The following is a 16,733-nucleotide window of genomic DNA, read 5'->3' as shown; positions in this document are numbered from 1 at the left end:
TTCCCGTCCCCCCACCGGGGGCGGGCCCAGCAGAACGACGGACAAGGCGGGATCGACGTGGCGGTACGGGCCATTCGCGGAGCGGTGCAGGTCGACGCGGACGAACGCGAGCAGGTGCTGGAGGCCACGGCCGAGCTGGTCTCCGAGGTGATGCGGCGCAACGGGCTGGGCACCGAGGACGTCATCAGCGTGCTCTTCACCGCCACCCCGGACCTGACCAGCGAGTTCCCGGCGCTGGCCGCCCGCAAGCTCGGGTTCGTCGACGTCCCGCTGATGTGCGCCGCCGAGATCGGCGTCCCCCACGCCCTGCCGCGTGTGGTGCGGCTGATGGCGCACGTGGAGACCGACCGCCCGCGTTCGGAGCTGCACCACGTGTACCTGCGCGGCGCCCAGGCGCTGCGCCTGGACATCGCGCAGTAGTCCGGCCCGGCCCCGCCGGGGCCCGCGGCCGGTGGACCCCCGGGTGCCGGGACCGCCCCGTTCGCGGGCGGTGTCCGCTCCCAGTGCGGTCGGTGTCGGCGCGGGGACGCGGCCGGTCCCGGGCGGCCCGTCGCGGGCGGCGCCCGCCGGACACGCTCTAATCTGGGGGGACACGGAAGCGAACGTACGGGGCGGGGGAGCACGGTGAGCGGGAGCGGGGACGCGGGGACGCACGACGGACGGCCGTCGGTGCGCCGGGTCGCGGTGCTGGGGGCCGGGCTGATCGGCACATCGATCGCGCTGGCCCTGCGTTCGCGCGGCGTCGACGTCCTGCTGTCGGACCCGGACGCGGCAGCCCTGCGGCTGGCCTGCGACCTGGGCGCCGGGGACCCGCTGGAGGGTTCGGACGGCCGCCCCGCCGACGTCGCGGTGATCGCCGCCCCGCCCGCGGTGGTCCCGCAGGTGCTGCGCCAGGCCCAGGACCGCGGGCTGGCGCACGTGTACACCGACGCGGCCAGCGTGAAGGCGAGCGTGGTGGCGGGCGCCGAGGAGCTGGGCTGCGACCTGGCGACCTTCGTCCCCGGGCACCCGATGGGCGGCCGCGAGAAGCGCGGGCCGGGCGCGGCCCGCGCCGACCTGTTCCTGGGCCGCTCGTGGGCGCTGTGCCCGACCGGCAAGGCCGACCCGGGCGCGGTGGCGCTGGTCAGCGAGGTGGCCCGGCTGTGCGGGGCCGACCCGCTGGTCATCGACGCCGCCGCGCACGACAAGGCGGTGGCGCTGGTCTCGCACGTTCCGCACCTGGCCTCCTCGGCGGTGGCGGCCCGGCTGGTCGACGCGGGCGAGGACGCCCTGACCCTGGCCGGGCAGGGTGTGCGCGACGTCACCCGGGTGGCGGGCGGCGACCCGTCGCTGTGGACGGAGATCCTCACCCACAACGCCGCCCCGGTCGCCGAGGTGCTGCGCGCGATCGCCGGGGACCTGTCCCGGGCCGCCGACGCGCTGGCGGCGCCGGAACCCGCCGCGACGGGACCCGTGCGGGACCTGCTGGTCCGCGGCCGGGACGGCCACGGCCGCATCCCCGGCAAGCACGGCGAGCCGACGCTGCCGGACTATACGGTCATCCCGGTGGTGATCCCGGACGAGCCGGGCTCCCTGGGCCGCCTGTTCGCCGCGGCCGCCGACGCCGGTGTGAACATCGAGGACGTGCGCATCGAGCACACGCCGGGGCTGCCGCTGGGTGTGGCACAGCTCTACGTTCTGCCCGCGGGGGTGGGCACCCTCACCCGGGCGCTGGCCGCCGACGGCTGGTCGGTCCACCCGGGGGCCTGAACGGCGTCCCGCGCGTGCGTACCTCGCAGTACCACCGCGCGTGGTTCGCGCGAACCACGCGGCACTGCGCACGCACTTCGTGCGTACTTTGCGGTTCCGCACGCCGGTAGGCTGGGGCGTCGGCAGTACGACGAGAGGTAGAGGCAGGATCACGTGAGCGGGCAGGGCAGCACCGAGGGCATCGTCATCGCGATCGACGGTCCCTCCGGGTCGGGCAAGTCGAGCACCTCCAAGGGTGTGGCCAAGGCGCGCGGCCTGCGCTACCTCGACACCGGCGCCATGTACCGCGCGCTCACCTGGTGGATGCTCGACAACGGTGTGGACGTGCACGACCCCGCCGCGGTGGCCGCCGCCGTGGAGCGCCCGGTCATCGCCATGGGCACCGACCCGGCCGCCCCGACGGTGTCCGTCGACGGCCGCGACGTGGCCGTGGAGATCCGCACCAAGGAGGTCACCGGCAACGTCAGCGCCGTCTCGGCGGTGCCGCAGGCCCGTGAGCTGCTGGTCCGCACCCAGCGGGAGATCATCGACGCCGCCCGGCGCGAGTGCGCGGGCATCGTGGTGGAGGGCCGCGACATCACCACGGTGGTCGCCCCCGACGCCCCGGTGAAGCTGTTCATCACCGCCAGCGCGGAGGCCCGCGCGCAGCGCCGCAGCAAGGAGATCCGCACCGGCGACGTGGCCGGCACCCAGGCCGCCCTGGAGCTGCGGGACAAGCTGGACTCCAGCCGCGCCCACTCGCCGCTGACGCTGACTTCTGACACCGCCGAGCTGGACACCACCGGGCTGGACCTGGACGAGGTCATCGGCCTGGTCGTCAAGCTGGTCGACGAGGCCGCCGCGGCGGCCCGCGCCTGACCCTTCTCCTCAACACCGGGCGGCCGCCTCGGCCGCCCCTCCTCGGCCCCGGCCGTCCCGCGTTCGCGGGGTGACATCGGCCACCGGGGGGAACACACGGACACCCGCGGAGGTTGCCCTTCGCGGTACACGCGTGGACGCCGACGGCGTCCACGCCGATCGGGCCGCCCCGTATCGCACGGGAGCGGCCGGTCGATTTTCGCACTCCTCGCGGCACGCATCCTGGGCGCGCGGGGACTCAAGACCGGGAGCAGTACGTGAACGACGATTTCGAGATCGCCGACATCGGCACCGAGGGCGAGGCCGCCCCGCTGCCGGTGGTGGCCGTGGTGGGCCGGCCCAACGTGGGCAAGTCCAGTCTCGTCAACCGCATCATCGGCCGCCGCGAGGCCGTGGTCGAGGACGTGCCCGGGGTGACCCGGGACCGGGTCGCCTACGACGCCGAGTGGCAGAGCACCCAGTTCACCCTGGTGGACACCGGCGGCTGGGAGACCAGCGTCAGCGGGCTGGCCGCGATGGTCGCCCGCCAGGCCGAGTACGCGGCGCAGACCGCCGACGTGATCCTGTTCGTGGTGGACGCCACCGTCGGCATCACCGACGCCGACGAGGCCGTCACCCGCGTGCTGCGCGCCACCAACCGCCCCGTGGTGCTGGCCGCCAACAAGGTCGACGGCAGCATGCAGGAGTCCGACGCGCTGGAGCTGTGGAACCTGGGTGTGGGCGAGCCCTACCCCATCAGCGCCCTGCACGGCCGCGGCACCGGCGACCTGCTGGACGCCGTCGTGTCGGCCTTCCCCGAGGAGGCCCGCGACGTCGAGGCGCCCGAGACCGAGGACGGCCCGCCGCGGGTGGCCCTGCTGGGCCGCCCGAACGTGGGCAAGTCCAGCCTCCTCAACCGGCTCGCCGGTGAGGAGCGGGTGGTCGTGGACTCGGTGGCGGGCACCACCCGTGACGCCGTCGACGAGCTGATCGAGCTGGGCGGCAAGACCTGGAAGTTCATCGACACCGCCGGTATCCGCCGCCGGTTCCGCGCACTCCAGGGCGCCGACTACTACGCCACCATGCGCACCGGCACCGCCCTGGAGCGGGCCGAGGTCGCGGTGATCCTGATGGACGTCAGCGAGCCGCTGGCCGAGCAGGACATCCGCGTGGTCGAGCAGGTCGTGGAGGCCGGGCGCGGCCTGGTGCTGGCGTTCAACAAGTGGGACGTCCTCGACGAGGAGCGCCGGATCTACCTGGAGAAGGAGATCGACCGCCAGCTGGCGCGCGTCGCCTGGGCGCCGCGGGTGAACATCTCCGCCAAGACCGGCCGCCACATGGAGAAGCTGGTCCCGGCGATCGAGACGAGCCTGGCCGGCTGGTCCCAGCGCATTCCGACGGGGCAGCTGAACAACTGGCTCAAGGAGCTGGTGGCGGCGACCCCGCCGCCGGTGCGCGGGGGCAAGCAGCCCAAGATCCTGTTCGCGACGCAGGCGGGGGCCAAGCCGCCGCAGTTCGTGCTGTTCACCACCGGGTTCCTGGAGGACAACTACCGGCGGTTCATCGAGCGGCGCCTGCGCGAGGACTTCGGGTTCGAGGGTTCGCCGATCCACATCAGCATGCGGATCCGGGAGAAGAAGGGCGGGCCGGTGGGCAAGGCGTCCAAGGGCAGTGTGCGCCCGGACCGCCAGCGCCGCCGCCGCTAGCCGACGCCGTCGCCGGCCACCGCCGATGGTCGCCGCCGACCGCCGGTCGGGCTCGGGCGATGACACTTCGGTGGTGGACGAACAGTTCGGTGACAGGTGAACAGTTCGCTCATGGGCGAACAGTTCGTTGATGACCGAACAGTGAGGGGGCGCCTCCCGGCCGGGAGGCGCCCCCTTCGCGTGTCCGCCGCTTCCGCGCGTGCGGGTCAGGAGTCCGAGGGCAGCCGGCGCACGTTGCTGGGCGGCACGTGCGGGCCGCTCTCCCCGCTGGGCCGCGGGTAGGGCAGCCGGGTGCCGCCCGGAGTGCGTTCCGGCACGGGGATGGCGGGGGCACCCGGCAGCGGCCGCCCGGCGCTCTCCTTCATCCGCCACACCACGACCAGGCCCACGACGCCCGCCGCCATCACCAGCCAGGCCGGTGAGTACAGGTTGCCGGTGGACTGCACCAGCGACTCGGCCATCAGCGGGGTGGTGCCGCCGAACAGCGCCACCGAGATGTTGAAGCTGATCGCCAGCGCGCCGTAGCGCACGCTGGTCGGGAAGAACGCCGGGAGCGTCGCCGGGGCGCTGCCGGAGAAGTGCACCAGGGTGATCGCCAGCACCACGATGCCCAGGGCCACCCCCACCAGGTTCCCGGTCTGGAGCAGCCAGAACGCGGGCAGGGTCAGCACGATGGAGAACAGGCTGCCCGACAGCAGCACGGGTCTGCGCCCCACCCGGTCGCTGAGCCGGCCGAACCCGGTGACGGCGGCCAGCATGAGCACCATCGCGGCCAGGGTGAGCACCAGCGCCATGGTGGAGCTGTACCCCAGCTCGGCCTCCAGGTAAGTGGGCATGTACGCCGTCACCATGTAGTTGTTGACGTTGAACACCAGCACCAGGCCGATGCACAGCAGCATGTTCCGCCACTGGCCGACGACGGTCTCGCGCAGCTGCCCCTTGCGGCGGTGGCCCTCGGCGTCCTTGGCGAACCCCTCGGCGTTCTCGGCGCTGTCGGTGAACACGGGCGTCTCTTCGAGCTTGACCCGCAGGTAGAGGCCGACGGCGCCCAGCGGCAGCGCGAGCAGGAACGGGATCCGCCAGCCCCAGGCGAGCATGGCGTCCGAGCCCAGCAGCAGGGTCATGACGGTGACGATGGCGGCGCCGCCCACGTACCCGCTGACGGTGCCGAACTCCAGCCAGGAGGCGAGGAAGCCGCGGCGCTTGTCGGGCGCGTACTCGGCGATGAAGGTGGTGGCGCCGCCGTACTCACCGCCGGTGGAGAAGCCCTGGAGCATGCGGGCGGCGAGCAGCAGGATCGGGGCGGCGATGCCGATGGTGGCGGCCGAGGGGATGAGCCCGATGCAGAACGTGCTGACCGCCATGAGCAGCATGGTGAAGGCCAGCACGTGTTTGCGCCCGATCCGGTCGCCCAGCGGGCCGAAGAACATGCCGCCGAGCGGGCGGACGAGGAAGGCCGCGGCGAACGTGGTGAAGGTGGCGATGAGCTGCACGCCCTGGGACTGCGACGGGTAGAACACCAGGCCGATGGTGACGGCCAGGTAGCTGTAGACGCCGAAGTCGTACCATTCGGTGGCGTTGCCGATGGCGGCGGCGGTGACGGCCTTGCGGGTGGTGCGGTGTTCGGTGGCCAGCGCCGTCGGCTCCTTCGAGGCCGGCTCGCCCGGCGGATTCCCGGGCTGGTCCCCGGACCGGTTCTCGCTCACGTGTCCCCCTCGTGAAATCACTCAAAGCAACACGATAACGACCTTCCGTGATATTGCCCGGATTGTCGGGGTGTTCCGACCGTGTCGCCTTGCGGTGCCTTGTGCCGCCTCGCGCCGCTCGGTGTTCCCGGCCCGGGGGAGGGCGGTAGCGTGGTCGGTACCGAGGGAGGGGAGCGGAAAGGCATGGACAAGGTCCTGGTCAGCGCCTGCCTGGTGGGTCGGCCGGTGCGCTACGACGGCCGCGCCAAACCCGTCGGCGACACCCTGCTCGACCGCTGGCGCACCGAGGGCCGCCTGGTGGTGCACTGCCCCGAGGTCGCGGGCGGGCTGCCCGTGCCGCGGCCGCCCGCCGAGATCGAACCCGGTGCCACCGCCGCCGACGTGCTCGACGGCCGGGCCCGCATCCTCACCCCCGACGGGGACGACGTCACCGCGTACTTCGTGGCGGGGGCCCGCGCCGCCCTGGCGTTCGCGCGCGACCGCGGGGTGACCGTGGCCGTCCTGAAGGAGTCCAGCCCCTCCTGCGGGCTCCACGAGGTCTACGACGGCACCTTCACCGGCCGCAAACAGGCCGGGCGTGGGGTGACCGCGCACCTGCTCGCCGGGCACGGCATCGCGGTCTTCAACGAACACGGCATCGCCGCCGCCGACGCCCGCCTGCGGGGCGCCGGCGACGGCCGGGTTCAGGCGCGCACCACCTCGTAGCGGACGCAGGCGAACGCCCCGGTCCGGTGCACGTCCAGCGGCTTGAGGTCCACCCGGCCCGCCAGCAGCGGGGCGCCCGACCCCAGGGTCACCGGGGCGATGGAGACGATCACCTCGTCCAGCAGGCCCAGCCGGGCCAGGTCCGCGGCGATCCTCCCGCCGCCGAGCAGCCACAGGTCCTTGCCGCCGGCCGACTCCGCCGCCTTCGCGTGCAGGGCGCGCAGCTCGTCGTCGGAGTCGGCGGCCGCGAACCGGATGTCGGTGTCGCCCCCGAACGGCGGCAGCTCCCGGTGGGTCAGTACCCAGGACGGCATGTCGTAGGCCCAGTCCTTGTCGCCCTCGTGCCGGTGCACCCACTCGTAGGTGGAGGCGCCCATGAGGACCGCGCCGACCCCCTTCATGAACTCCTCGACCTCGTTCTCGGCGCTCTCCCCCCGCGCCGCGGCCTCGGCGTCCGCGGCGAACAGCCACTCCAGTGAATGGTCCTCGGTCGCGATGAAGCCGTCCAGGCTGGTCGCGGTGTTGTAGATGGTCCGGGTCATGCCGTGCCTCCGTGTCGGTCCTGCAACCATTCGATGGGATCCCCCTGATCCACCGCCACCCCCTCGGCGCGCAGCATGTGCCGCACCAGCTGCCTGCGGTGCGCCGCGTACGTCAGCACGTGCGCGACCACCGAGCCCAGCACGAAGCTCTCCGGCGGATCGCACAGGGCGTCCACCAGGCGGTCGCCCCAGGCGCCGCGGCGGCCGATGCCCTCGACCGTCGCCACCCAGTGCGGGCCGACGACCCGGTGCCGCTCGGTGAGCGCCTCGGGGTCGTCGCCGCCGCGTTCGGGGAAGTCCGTGCCGTCGATGGAGGCGCACCACATCTCCTTGGCCCACACCAGGTGCTCCAGGACGGCGGCGATCGACTCCTCCGGCCCGTCCCAGGTGAGGACGGTCCACCCCGGGGCGTGCACCCTGCGGTAGGCCTCCTCCGGCAGTGCGGCGGCCGCCGCGATCAGCCGGCCGGTGTCGGCGATGTCGTGGTGGACCTGCAAGGACACGACGTCCATCGCGGGGCGCTCCTCGGGGGGCGACTCGATCCACAGGTGGATCGGCGGGTGGAAGTGGATACCGTTCGGCGCGGGCAGCCAGGTGTCGCTGCCGGAGGTGGTCGCCCCCGGCGGGTGCCCGAAGGCCCGCCCGAACGCGCGGATGAACCCCTCCACCGACCGGTAGCCCGCGGCGAACGCGGCCTCGGTGACACTGGACCCCTGCCGGATCTGCCAGGCGGCCCGCTCCAGCAGCACCCGGCGGCGCAGCGCCACGGGCGACTCCCCGGTGTCGCGGCTCAGCCTCCGGGAGAAGTGGAACGGCGAACTGTAGGCCCGCCCGGCCATGGCGGCCAGGTCGGTGCCCTCGTCGCCGTTCTCATCCGCCAGGACCGCGTCGAGCAGCTCGCGCAGCCGGTCCCTGCCGGTGGTGGGTTCGGTCATGCGACCAGTATGTGCGCGCGGCCCCGGCCCCCGCTTGACCGTTCTTGCGCACCCCCTCGGGCCGGGGCGGCGTAGGGTGTGGCGCATCAGGGCTGGGCCCCGCGCCCCGGCCCTGCGGCGAGACGGGAGGACACGTGCGACTGGTCTGCGTACTCGACACCAACGACCTGCGGGCCGCCGCCGACTTCTGGTGCGCGGTGCTCGGCTTCGAACGGGAGAAGAACGGGAACTCCACCTACCTGGCGCTGCGCGACCCGGGCGGGAAGTGGCCCGACCTGCTGCTGCAACGGGTGCCCGAGCCCCGGACGGGCAAGAACCGGATGCACCTGGACCTGGTCGTCCACGACGTCGAGGCCGAGGTCGCGCGTGTGCGCGCCCTGGGGGCGCGGGTGCTGCGGCCCGCCTTCGAGGAGGACGAGCACCTGCTGGCGGTCCTGGCCGACCCGGAGGGCAACGAGTTCTGCCTGGTCGAGCGGCTCGACGGCACCCTGGGCGGGTAATGACAGGGCATCGGCGGTGTGGGTCGCGGCCCACCAGAGGGCCGTACTGGGGGAGGGGATCGCCATGACCGGGCACGAGGTGACGGTGCGCACGCCGGACGCCGTACTCGACGGGAACCTGGACCTGCCGCCCGGCGCCGTCGGCGTGGTGGCGTTCGCCCACGGCAGCGGCAGCTCGCGGCGCAGCCCCCGCAACCGGGCGGTCGCCGCCACCCTCCGGGACGCGCGGATCGGCACACTGCTGTTCGACCTGCTCACCCCGGAGGAGGAGCACACCGACCGGGCCACGGCCGCGCTGCGCTTCGACATCGGACTGCTCACCCGGCGCCTCACCGGTGCGGTGGATCGGCTGACCGCGGAGAAGGAGACGGAGGGGCTCCCGGTCGGGCTGTTCGGCGCCAGCACGGGCGCCGCCGCGGCGCTGCGCTCCGCGGCCGAACGCCCCGCGTCCGTCGTGGCCGTGGTCTCCCGCGGCGGCCGCCCCGACCTGGCCGGCGCCGAGACACTGCGGCGGGTGCGCGCCCCGGCCCTGCTCCTGGTCGGCGGCGCGGACCCCCGCGTCCTGGAGCTCAACGAGAAGGCCCTGGGCGACCTGGGCGGAACCGGCCGGATCCACGTGGTCCCCAGTGCGGGCCACCTGTTCGAGGAGGAGGGCGCCCTGGAGGAGGTGGCCCAGGCCGCCTCCGCCTGGTTCGCCCGCGCGATGGGCGAACCCACGACCCAACTACGGGTCGCCCACCGGTAATGGCGGTGCGGGGGCCCGGCGAATGCGATAGAGTCTTCTCCGTCGGCAAGGCCAGCGGCCTGGCCCGACGGGACGTAGCGCAGTTTGGCAGCGCACTTGACTGGGGGTCAAGGGGTCGTGGGTTCAAATCCCGCCGTCCCGACAGACGAAGGGCGTTCACCTCGGTGAACGCCCTTTTCGTGTGCCAGGATCGCGGTTCCGCCGAGGATGCGTCGTGCGCTCATCGCGGGTGGACCCGGCACCCGTCCCCGGCGGGGCCGGCCGTGAAACCGGTGCCGCCTCGGGTGTCTTTCGAGAACCTGCTTGATTTATCGGATGCCAAATCAGTCTTCATCCTTTTTGTCGGGAATATTATATTTTTGTGGCCATGGGTATTGATGACGGGCGGTAACGCGGAATCCTGTGGTCCTGCGTGACCCATGCCGGTATTTTGAATCGCGATGCATCATCGAGCGATCGGCACGCTCGCGGCGTGTCGATCCCCTCTTCTGGCGGACTGCGCGGGAGGACAATGACGGACGGTGTGGAATCACGGCTGCTGGAGGAGTTCTTCGCGGGTCTGCGAACCGCGTACACGGAGGGAACGGACCCTGAAGGGCTTTCCTCCCTGCAGGCACGGGGGAGGGCCGTCCCCGAAGAGGGACTGACGCCGCAGGAAAGGTCCGCATGGCATGTCGCCATGGCGTTGGTCGAAGGGTTGTGCGGTGATCACGGCGCGGTCGTCGAGCGTTATCGGGCGCTCGTCGCGTTGTTCCCGCAGGACGAGGACCACGTGCTCGCACAGAGCGTCAACCTGGCCACCGCCTTGGTCGGACGATACGAACATGAGGGCGGAGTCGCCGACCTCGAAGAATCCGAAAGGCTTCTGACGGGTGTGCTGGAGGCGGTGGACGGGGACTCCACCGGCCGAGTGGAGGCGGCCACCAGACTCGCTCGCACTCTCAAATACCGTTACGACGTGGACGGCGGCCGCGACGACCTGGAACGGGGTCACGACCTTTTGGAGGCGGCGCTCCGAGAGGTGCCCTTGGCCGATATCTCTTACGACCCCGAAGACTCCGAGGACGAGTACACCGAGTACGTCGAACTCCATGCGGAGGCCCTCAACCAGCTCTCGGTGATGCTCAGGGAGATCGCCTTGCTCCGGAACGACCGCGGACTGCTCGAATCCGCTGTGGGCCTGGCCCAGGAGGCTTGGGAACGTGTTCCGGAGGGATCCTCGCACGCCTCACGGATCGCACTCGGTCTCGTCGTCGTACTGGGACGGCTCGCCGAGGTCGGCGCGGACCCCTCGACCCTGGAAGAGGCGTGCTCTCTTGGACGTGCTCTCGTGGAGTCGGCTCGAAATCAGGACGAGTCCCTGACGGTATCGATGCTCGCCGAGACCGAAGCGGTCCTGGCCGACAACCTGGCTCTGCGTTTCCGTCTGCTCGGGGACCCCTCGGATCTGATCGAGGCGCTGGAGCTCCTCCGATCGGCTGCGGCACGACTGCCCCGGGGGGCGCCCGACCGCGCCGCCATCGAGGCCAACATCACCGTCCTCGACCGCGATCACCAGCAGACGCTGGCCCACACCCGGCGGCTCACCGAGGCGGTGCGCGTGGCCGAGGACCTCGCCAGCCGTTACGCCGAAGGGTCCAATTGGTGGCTGCACGCCGTGCACAACCAGGCGCAGGCCCTTCTGGACCTGTACTCCTGGCAGGGGGGCGACGACCGGCCCGGCCAGGCCCGGTCACTGGCCCGACGCGCTCTGGACCGGGCGACGCCCGGGTCCTCGATGGCCGAGGACCTCCTGCAGATCCTGGCGTCCGCGATCCTCATGGACGAACGTGACACCGCCGACGTCGCCTCACTCGACCAGGTCATCGACGGATTGTCCGGGCTGTTGAGGGAACCGGGACGGTCACCCCTCTTCCGGGCCAGGACACACCACAACCTCGCCTACGCCCACTACCTGCGTTTCGAGAGGACCGGGCGGCTGGGCGACCTGGAGGACGCGGCCAGGCTGGGACGCCTCGCGGTGTCAGGGGCCGCCGATACCGACCGTTTCGAACGGATCAACGCCCTGGGGGCGATCCTGCACGCTCGCTACGAACGGCACGGGCAGGAACGCGACATCCACGATGCCGTCACCCTCCTGGAAGAGGCCGCCGAGTCGGCCCCCACCGAGAACGACCGGGCACACGTCCACGTCAACCTCGGGGGCGCACGACTCGGCAGGTACGGACTGGGCCGCGACCCCGAGGACCTGGCAGCCGCCGAACGCAGCGCGGAGTTCGCGTACCGATCCCTGCCCGCCACCTCGCCCGATCACATGAGCGCACTGATCAATCTCACCCTGGCCGCGGTGGTCCGGGCCGAGCGCGAGCACCTTCGCGGTGATACCGATGATCACTCCACTCCGAGCTCCGACGATCTTCAGGAGACGACGGGTGTCCTTCGGCAGGCGATCGGGATTCTGGAGGAGAAACTGGCGCTCTCCACGGAACCGACCTCCACCGGGTGGTTCGTGCTGGCCGCCGCCTACCGCCTGCTCCACGAGCTGGGAGCGCAAGAGGAGGACGACGACCGGGCCGAGGACCATTACCGCCAAGCCCTGGAACGCGCTTTCGAGCGCAGGCCCGCCGCCGTCCTGGAAGGCGCCATCGAATGGGGTGCGCGCAACTTCCGGGAAGGGCGCTGGGAACGCGCCGTCGAAGCGTTCGACCAGGCCATCGCGATGCTGCGAACGCTGGTGGCCGAACAGGTCGAGCGGGTCGACCGGGAGTCCTGGCTCACAACCGCGGTCGGTCTGCCGGGGATGGCTGCATTGGCGTCCTGGCGGTCGGGGGACAACGCGGGTGCGGTCCGCCGTCTGGAGGAGACACGGGCCCTGCTCTTGGCCGAACACCTGGGTGACCGTGCTTCCCGGTCCGAGACAGCGGAGCCGGGACCGGCTGTGGTGTACCTGGTCCCCGGTCGCACCGGTGGAGGCGTGGCGCTGTGCGTCGATCGCTCCACGGGTGTGGTGGCCGATGTCGCCCTGCCCGAAGTCGGTGAGTTGGGGGCACTGGTCTGGCTGGATCGGTTCGTCCGGGTCGGGCTGTCCACAGGCGTGGAGAAGGACGCGGAGGAAGAAGAGACCACCATCGAGGAGACCGGTTCCGACGCCCCTGACCGGGAGGGGACCTTGGTCGAGTTCGCCGCCTGGTGGTGGGAGCACCTGCTCCGTCCGGTCACGGAACACCTGGGGGAGACCACGGAACTGTCCCTGTCCCCGGTCGGGGAACTGGCCCAACTCCCGCTCCAGGCCTGCGGCCCCGATCTGCGCACCGCGGGCTCAGCGCTCCTGGACACCCATGCCGTGCGTTTCCCCCCGATCAGAACACGCGGAGGAGAAGGGCGTACCGATATCCCGGCACGCCGCTACCTCGGAGTCGCTCTCACCCGTACCCCCGGCTACCGGGAACTGCCCCACGCGGAGACGGAGGTCCGGGAGGTCTCAGCGCTTTTCGAGGACCGGACCCGACTCTTCGGCGCCGACGCGACCCCGCACGACGTTCTGGTCGCGCTCGGCGACGTCGATGTCGCGCACTTCGCATGCCACGCCGTGATCCGCCGAGACCGTCCCCTGGAGTCGGCGCTGCTCCTCCATGACGCCCGACCTCTGACGGTGGGGGAGATCCTGGACACCTCGATGCGGGCGAAACTGGTGATCCTGTCGGCCTGCGCGACGATGCAGACCGGGTTCGACCTGCCGGACGAGGCCGTGGGATTCCCCACCACCTTCATCGCGGCTGGGGCGCGGGAGGTGGTGGCCACGGCTTGGCCCACGAGTGACCTGGCCTCCCGGCTGCTGATAGAGGAATTCGTCCGGCGGTGGTGTGCGGGCGTCCCCGGGCACCATGCCCTGCGCGGTGCGCAACTCCATGTGCGTTCCTTGTCCGACGAAGCACTGCTGGAACGCCTGGAACGGGGGAACACCCATCCCGGCGCGCAGACCGGGCCACTGGGATCACCTTTGGACTGGGCTCAGTTCACCTTCACCGGATGATGCCGGCCCCGAGGGCTGAAGCCGCTCAGGGCGACGAGACGAAAGGAAGACGGATATGGCCGACCCCGCGCCCTCATCGCTGGGTTACGAACGTGTGAGCCGTCCCGAGTACGCCAGGGCGGTCATTGCGTCCGGAGGTCTGCGGGTCACCGCAGACAGGGTGGTGTTCCGGGGTGACTGCCCTCGGTGCGGACAGCCGATGGTCTTCGTACACCTGGACCGGGTCTTCCGTGACGAGCCCGTGTCGGGGGAGACCGAAGAGCGGAGGCACCCGGTCATCATGTACTGCAAGGCGAAGGTGGTCTTCCCCGGAGCCACTCCGGGTACCCATGGTTGCGGGGCCTATTGGAGCATTCTGACGTGACCGGTGAGGACGAGAACGCGCGGCGTGCGCCCGAGCCGGGCCCCGCCCCCACCGAATCCGACCTGGTGCGGGCCGAGAACCGGCAGCGGTTGCAGGCCGAACAACCCGACCGTGTGCGTTCGGCCGCCCTCGCCTGGCGCAACGGCCTGGCCGGTGTGCTGGTCGCTCTTGCGGGCTTCGGCCTGGTGCAGGGGCGTGAGGACATCACCCGTCTGGCCGTCGGCCCCGCCATCGGGGTCGGCGTCCTCATGGCCTCGGCCCTGGTGGTCGGGCTGGTCTCGGCGGGCCTGCTCCTCTACGCGGCCCACGGGTTTCCCCTGCTGCGCTCCGTGGACGACCTGCTGGACGGTGAGGCCGAGTACCGCGATGCCGAGCGTTCGGCCGACGCCCTCCGCCGGGGCGTCGGTTTCGGGGGTGTGTGCGTGCTGTTCCTGGTGGCCTCCGTTGCCCTGGGATGGTACGGACCCGAGCGCGAGGACCCTCTTCTCCGGGTCGCCTTTCCGGGGGAGACCGTTTGCGGCCGGGTCGAGGCCACCACCGGGGGAAGGGCGCTCCTTCGAGGGTCGGACGGAGCGGCCACATGGGTGGAGTTGGCCCAAGCCCAAGAGCTGCGTCCTGTGCGAACCTGCGGGTGATCCAGTCCTGTCCACAACGTGGCCTCCCCGCTCGAATCGCCGTCCCGGTCGGGGGAGGGAGTTCATCCCGGTGAACACCCTGTCTGTGTGTTCAGGGCCGGTGCGGGTCGAAGACAGCGCATGCCGACTGTCGGCCGCGCGATCCTCCGCAAGTACAGCGGTGGGCGGATCGCGGCCGGGTGGCCCGTCTCCGGCGGTCAGGGCTTGCGGCCCACACCTCCGTACTGGTCCAGGCCGCGCTTGGTGTGGGCCTCCAGGGGCGCTGGACGCCAGCGCGGGCAGGGGACCACACCTGGTTCGAGGAGTTCCAGGCCCTCGAACCGGGCGGCGATGAACTCCGGGCTGCGCAGCAGGTACGGGACGTCGCCCTGTTCGTTGCCGACCTCGATCGCCTTGTTGTAGGCCTCGCTGGTGTTGGCGCCGTCGTAACTGGCCAGGTAGCTGCCGGAGGGCAGGGCGTCCAGCAGGCGGCGCACGATCGGCTGGACGTCGTCCTCGGGGATGTGCCCCAGGATCCCCATGAGCATGAGCGCGACGGGCTGGTCGAAGTCCAGGGTCTTGGCGGCCCGCTCCAGGATCGTGTCCGGGTCGCGCAGGTCGGCGTCGATGTAGTCGGTGGCCCCCTCCGGGGTGCCGACCAGCAGGGCGCGCGCGTGCGCGAGCACGAGGGGGTCGTTGTCCACGTACACCACCCGGGACTCCGGGGCGATCGCCTGGGCGACCTCGTGGGTGTTGTTGGCGGTGGGCATCCCGGTCCCGATGTCGAGGAACTGGCGGATGCCCGCCTCCTGCGTCAGGTGGGTGACGACGCGGATGAGGAACTTGCGGCTGGTGCGGGCCAGGTCCACGATCTCCGGGAAGCCCGCGGCCACCGCGTCGCCCGCGATCCGGTCGATCGGGTAGTGGTCCTTGCCGCCCATCCAGTAGTTCCAGATCCGGGCCGAGTGGGTCCGGGTGGTGTCGATGGCCGGGGGGCGGTCGTCGGAGCCCGCGGGGGAGGACGGGGACGGGGCGTCGGTCATGGGGCAACCACCTCGGTGCGCAGGGGGCCGCCGCGGAGGCGGGCCGTCGGCGTCCAAACGCCGCAAAGCCCGGCCACGGCGGGGTTCTCGTTCGCCCCCACACTAGACGACACCGCACCCGCCGCATCCGCCGCGCCGTCCGCGGAACACGTGGGGCCCGGTCGCCGAGCACTTGACCCCGACGCGGCGTCAGGGCGCACCATGGCGGCATGACGAGGAGAGAAGCGGGGTCCCCGCTGTCGGACGACGACAAGCGCGAGGTCTGGGGCGGTTTCGCGGACCGTGAGGAGGAGTACCTCGACGAGGTCGAACACCGGTGGGGCGGCACCGAGGCGTACGCCGACTCCGCCCGGCGCGTCGCCGGGTACGGCCGGGCCGAGTGGGAGCGGATCAACCGGGACAACGCGGCCATCGAGGCGAGGATCCGCGAACTGATGGCCGCCGGCGCGGACCCGCGCGGCACGGAGGCGATGGACGTCGCGGAGGCGTCCCGGCTCCACGTGTCGCGGTGGTTCTACGCGATGGACCACGGGTTCCACGTGGCCAAGAGCGAGCTCTACGTCCAGGACGAGAGGTACCGGCAGGGCATCGAGGAGAACACCGCCCCCGGCGCCGCGGAGTGGCTGCGGGCCGCGATCGTCGCGAACGCGGAGCGGGCCCGGCGGCGGGAACGGGCGCGGGAAGGGGGCTGAGCCGGTCCGGCCCCGGGGTGCCGTCGGCCGGCGGCGGGTCAGGAGGGCAGGGCCACCTCGCGCAGCGGGTCGCCGCCGTCGATGAGCAGCACGCCTCCCGGCACGAGGGCGCGGGCGAGCCGTTCGAGCGCGAGCGCGCCGGCGCGGGGGTGGCGCCCGTCGAACGCGCCCACCCGGACGGCGAAGGCGAGGTCGTAGGGCTCCTCGCCCTCGGCGAGCTCCAGTTGCTCGGCGGTGCCCTGCCGGGCGGTGAGCAGGCCCGCCGCGATCAGGTCCGGCGCCGAGCGGGTGAGCTGCGCGATCGCGGCGGCGGAGCGGTCGACCGCGAGCACGTGGCCGTCCGGGCCGACCCGGTGCGCGACCTCGCGCGCCGCGGCGCCCGGGCCGCAGCCGATCTCGATCACGCGCAGACCGGGACGCAGCGGGAGGGCGTCGACGACCGCCCGCAGCCGTGGGGACAAGGCGCTCATGCGGACATGGTAGGCGGACGGCGGCCGCCGCGGCGGGTTCCGCCGTGCAGGGTTCCTCTGCCCCGCCGTCCCGCCGTGCCGGGTTCCTTCGC

Annotated in this window: 15 protein-coding genes and 1 tRNA gene; 11 read left to right on the top strand and 5 right to left on the bottom strand. The window is 72.1% G+C overall.

From position 1 onward, the window contains the following. The first annotated feature begins 57 nt into the window (after positions 1-57). From aroH to der, 4 genes are all read left to right on the top strand, one after another. Positions 58-420 carry a chorismate mutase gene (aroH, locus tag ACJOT3_RS22000; RefSeq protein ID WP_406974970.1) on the top strand — a complete coding sequence of 121 codons (363 nt, stop codon included), beginning with the start codon at positions 58-60 and terminating at the stop codon, positions 418-420. 204 nt (positions 421-624) lie between these two features. Next, positions 625-1,749, top strand: coding sequence for a prephenate dehydrogenase (locus ACJOT3_RS21995; protein ID WP_406974968.1), 1,125 nt, complete (start codon positions 625-627; stop codon positions 1,747-1,749). A 153-nt stretch (positions 1,750-1,902) separates the two neighbouring features. Further along, positions 1,903-2,607 (top strand): (d)CMP kinase, encoded by a 705-nt coding sequence (gene cmk, locus ACJOT3_RS21990; protein ID WP_406974967.1) that lies wholly within the window; start codon positions 1,903-1,905, stop codon positions 2,605-2,607. A gap of 113 nt (positions 2,608-2,720) precedes the next feature. Continuing rightward, entirely contained in the window at positions 2,721-4,292 is a 1,572-nt protein-coding gene (der, locus tag ACJOT3_RS21985) for a ribosome biogenesis GTPase Der (protein ID WP_406974966.1), read from the top strand. Between the two features lie 206 nt (positions 4,293-4,498). Here der and ACJOT3_RS21980 read toward each other — a convergent pair whose 3' ends face one another. Then, positions 4,499-5,926 carry an MFS transporter gene (locus ACJOT3_RS21980; protein WP_406974969.1) on the bottom strand — a complete coding sequence of 476 codons (1,428 nt, stop codon included), beginning with the start codon at positions 5,924-5,926 and terminating at the stop codon, positions 4,499-4,501. A gap of 255 nt (positions 5,927-6,181) precedes the next feature. On the opposite strand from ACJOT3_RS21980, the gene ACJOT3_RS21975 reads away from it, so the two are divergent. Then, complete coding sequence (locus ACJOT3_RS21975) at positions 6,182-6,703, top strand: 2-thiouracil desulfurase family protein (protein ID WP_406974965.1); 522 nt, start codon at positions 6,182-6,184, stop codon at positions 6,701-6,703. On the opposite strand, the gene ACJOT3_RS21970 is transcribed toward ACJOT3_RS21975, so the two are convergent. Beyond that, on the bottom strand, positions 6,682-7,245 hold the full coding sequence (locus tag ACJOT3_RS21970) for a dihydrofolate reductase family protein (RefSeq protein ID WP_406974964.1): 564 nt from the start codon (positions 7,243-7,245) through the stop codon (positions 6,682-6,684). The genes ACJOT3_RS21975 and ACJOT3_RS21970 overlap by 22 nt on opposite strands. After that, on the bottom strand, positions 7,242-8,180 hold the full coding sequence (locus ACJOT3_RS21965) for a helix-turn-helix domain-containing protein (RefSeq protein ID WP_406974963.1): 939 nt from the start codon (positions 8,178-8,180) through the stop codon (positions 7,242-7,244). The genes ACJOT3_RS21970 and ACJOT3_RS21965 overlap by 4 nt, the downstream gene beginning before the upstream one ends. Before the next feature lie 134 nt (positions 8,181-8,314). Between ACJOT3_RS21965 and ACJOT3_RS21960 the strand changes: the two genes are divergently transcribed. The 5 genes from ACJOT3_RS21960 (at position 8,315) to ACJOT3_RS21940 (ending at position 14,457) form a co-directional block, all read left to right on the top strand. Next, on the top strand, positions 8,315-8,680 hold the full coding sequence (locus ACJOT3_RS21960) for a VOC family protein (RefSeq protein WP_406974962.1): 366 nt from the start codon (positions 8,315-8,317) through the stop codon (positions 8,678-8,680). A 64-nt stretch (positions 8,681-8,744) separates the two neighbouring features. Next, complete coding sequence (locus ACJOT3_RS21955) at positions 8,745-9,425, top strand: dienelactone hydrolase family protein (protein ID WP_406974961.1); 681 nt, start codon at positions 8,745-8,747, stop codon at positions 9,423-9,425. Positions 9,426-9,493: 68 nt separating this feature from the next. Then, positions 9,494-9,567 (top strand) — tRNA-Pro (locus ACJOT3_RS21950). Positions 9,568-10,104: 537 nt separating this feature from the next. Further along, a complete protein-coding gene (locus ACJOT3_RS21945; RefSeq protein WP_406974960.1) occupies positions 10,105-13,458 on the top strand; it encodes a CHAT domain-containing protein in 3,354 nt (1,117 codons plus the stop codon). A gap of 360 nt (positions 13,459-13,818) precedes the next feature. Next, a complete protein-coding gene (locus ACJOT3_RS21940) occupies positions 13,819-14,457 on the top strand; it encodes a hypothetical protein (RefSeq protein ID WP_406974959.1) in 639 nt (212 codons plus the stop codon). Between the two features lie 197 nt (positions 14,458-14,654). Here the strand turns inward: ACJOT3_RS21940 and ACJOT3_RS21935 are convergent, their stop codons facing one another. After that, positions 14,655-15,479, bottom strand: a complete 825-nt coding sequence (locus ACJOT3_RS21935; protein ID WP_406974958.1) for an SAM-dependent methyltransferase — start codon at positions 15,477-15,479, stop codon at positions 14,655-14,657. 209 nt (positions 15,480-15,688) lie between these two features. Between ACJOT3_RS21935 and ACJOT3_RS21930 the strand changes: the two genes are divergently transcribed. Beyond that, positions 15,689-16,171 carry a TipAS antibiotic-recognition domain-containing protein gene (locus ACJOT3_RS21930; RefSeq protein ID WP_378889349.1) on the top strand — a complete coding sequence of 161 codons (483 nt, stop codon included), beginning with the start codon at positions 15,689-15,691 and terminating at the stop codon, positions 16,169-16,171. A gap of 38 nt (positions 16,172-16,209) precedes the next feature. Here ACJOT3_RS21930 and ACJOT3_RS21925 read toward each other — a convergent pair whose 3' ends face one another. After that, on the bottom strand, positions 16,210-16,641 hold the full coding sequence (locus ACJOT3_RS21925) for an SAM-dependent methyltransferase (RefSeq protein WP_220562397.1): 432 nt from the start codon (positions 16,639-16,641) through the stop codon (positions 16,210-16,212). Between the last annotated feature and the right edge of the window lie 92 nt (positions 16,642-16,733).

It is taken from the genome of Nocardiopsis protaetiae (assembly GCF_045446735.1).
GTDB classification, from domain to species: domain Bacteria; phylum Actinomycetota; class Actinomycetes; order Streptosporangiales; family Streptosporangiaceae; genus Nocardiopsis; species Nocardiopsis protaetiae.
The sequence above is the reverse complement of the archived record's forward strand: the minus strand, read 5'-3'. Positions and strand labels throughout refer to the sequence as shown.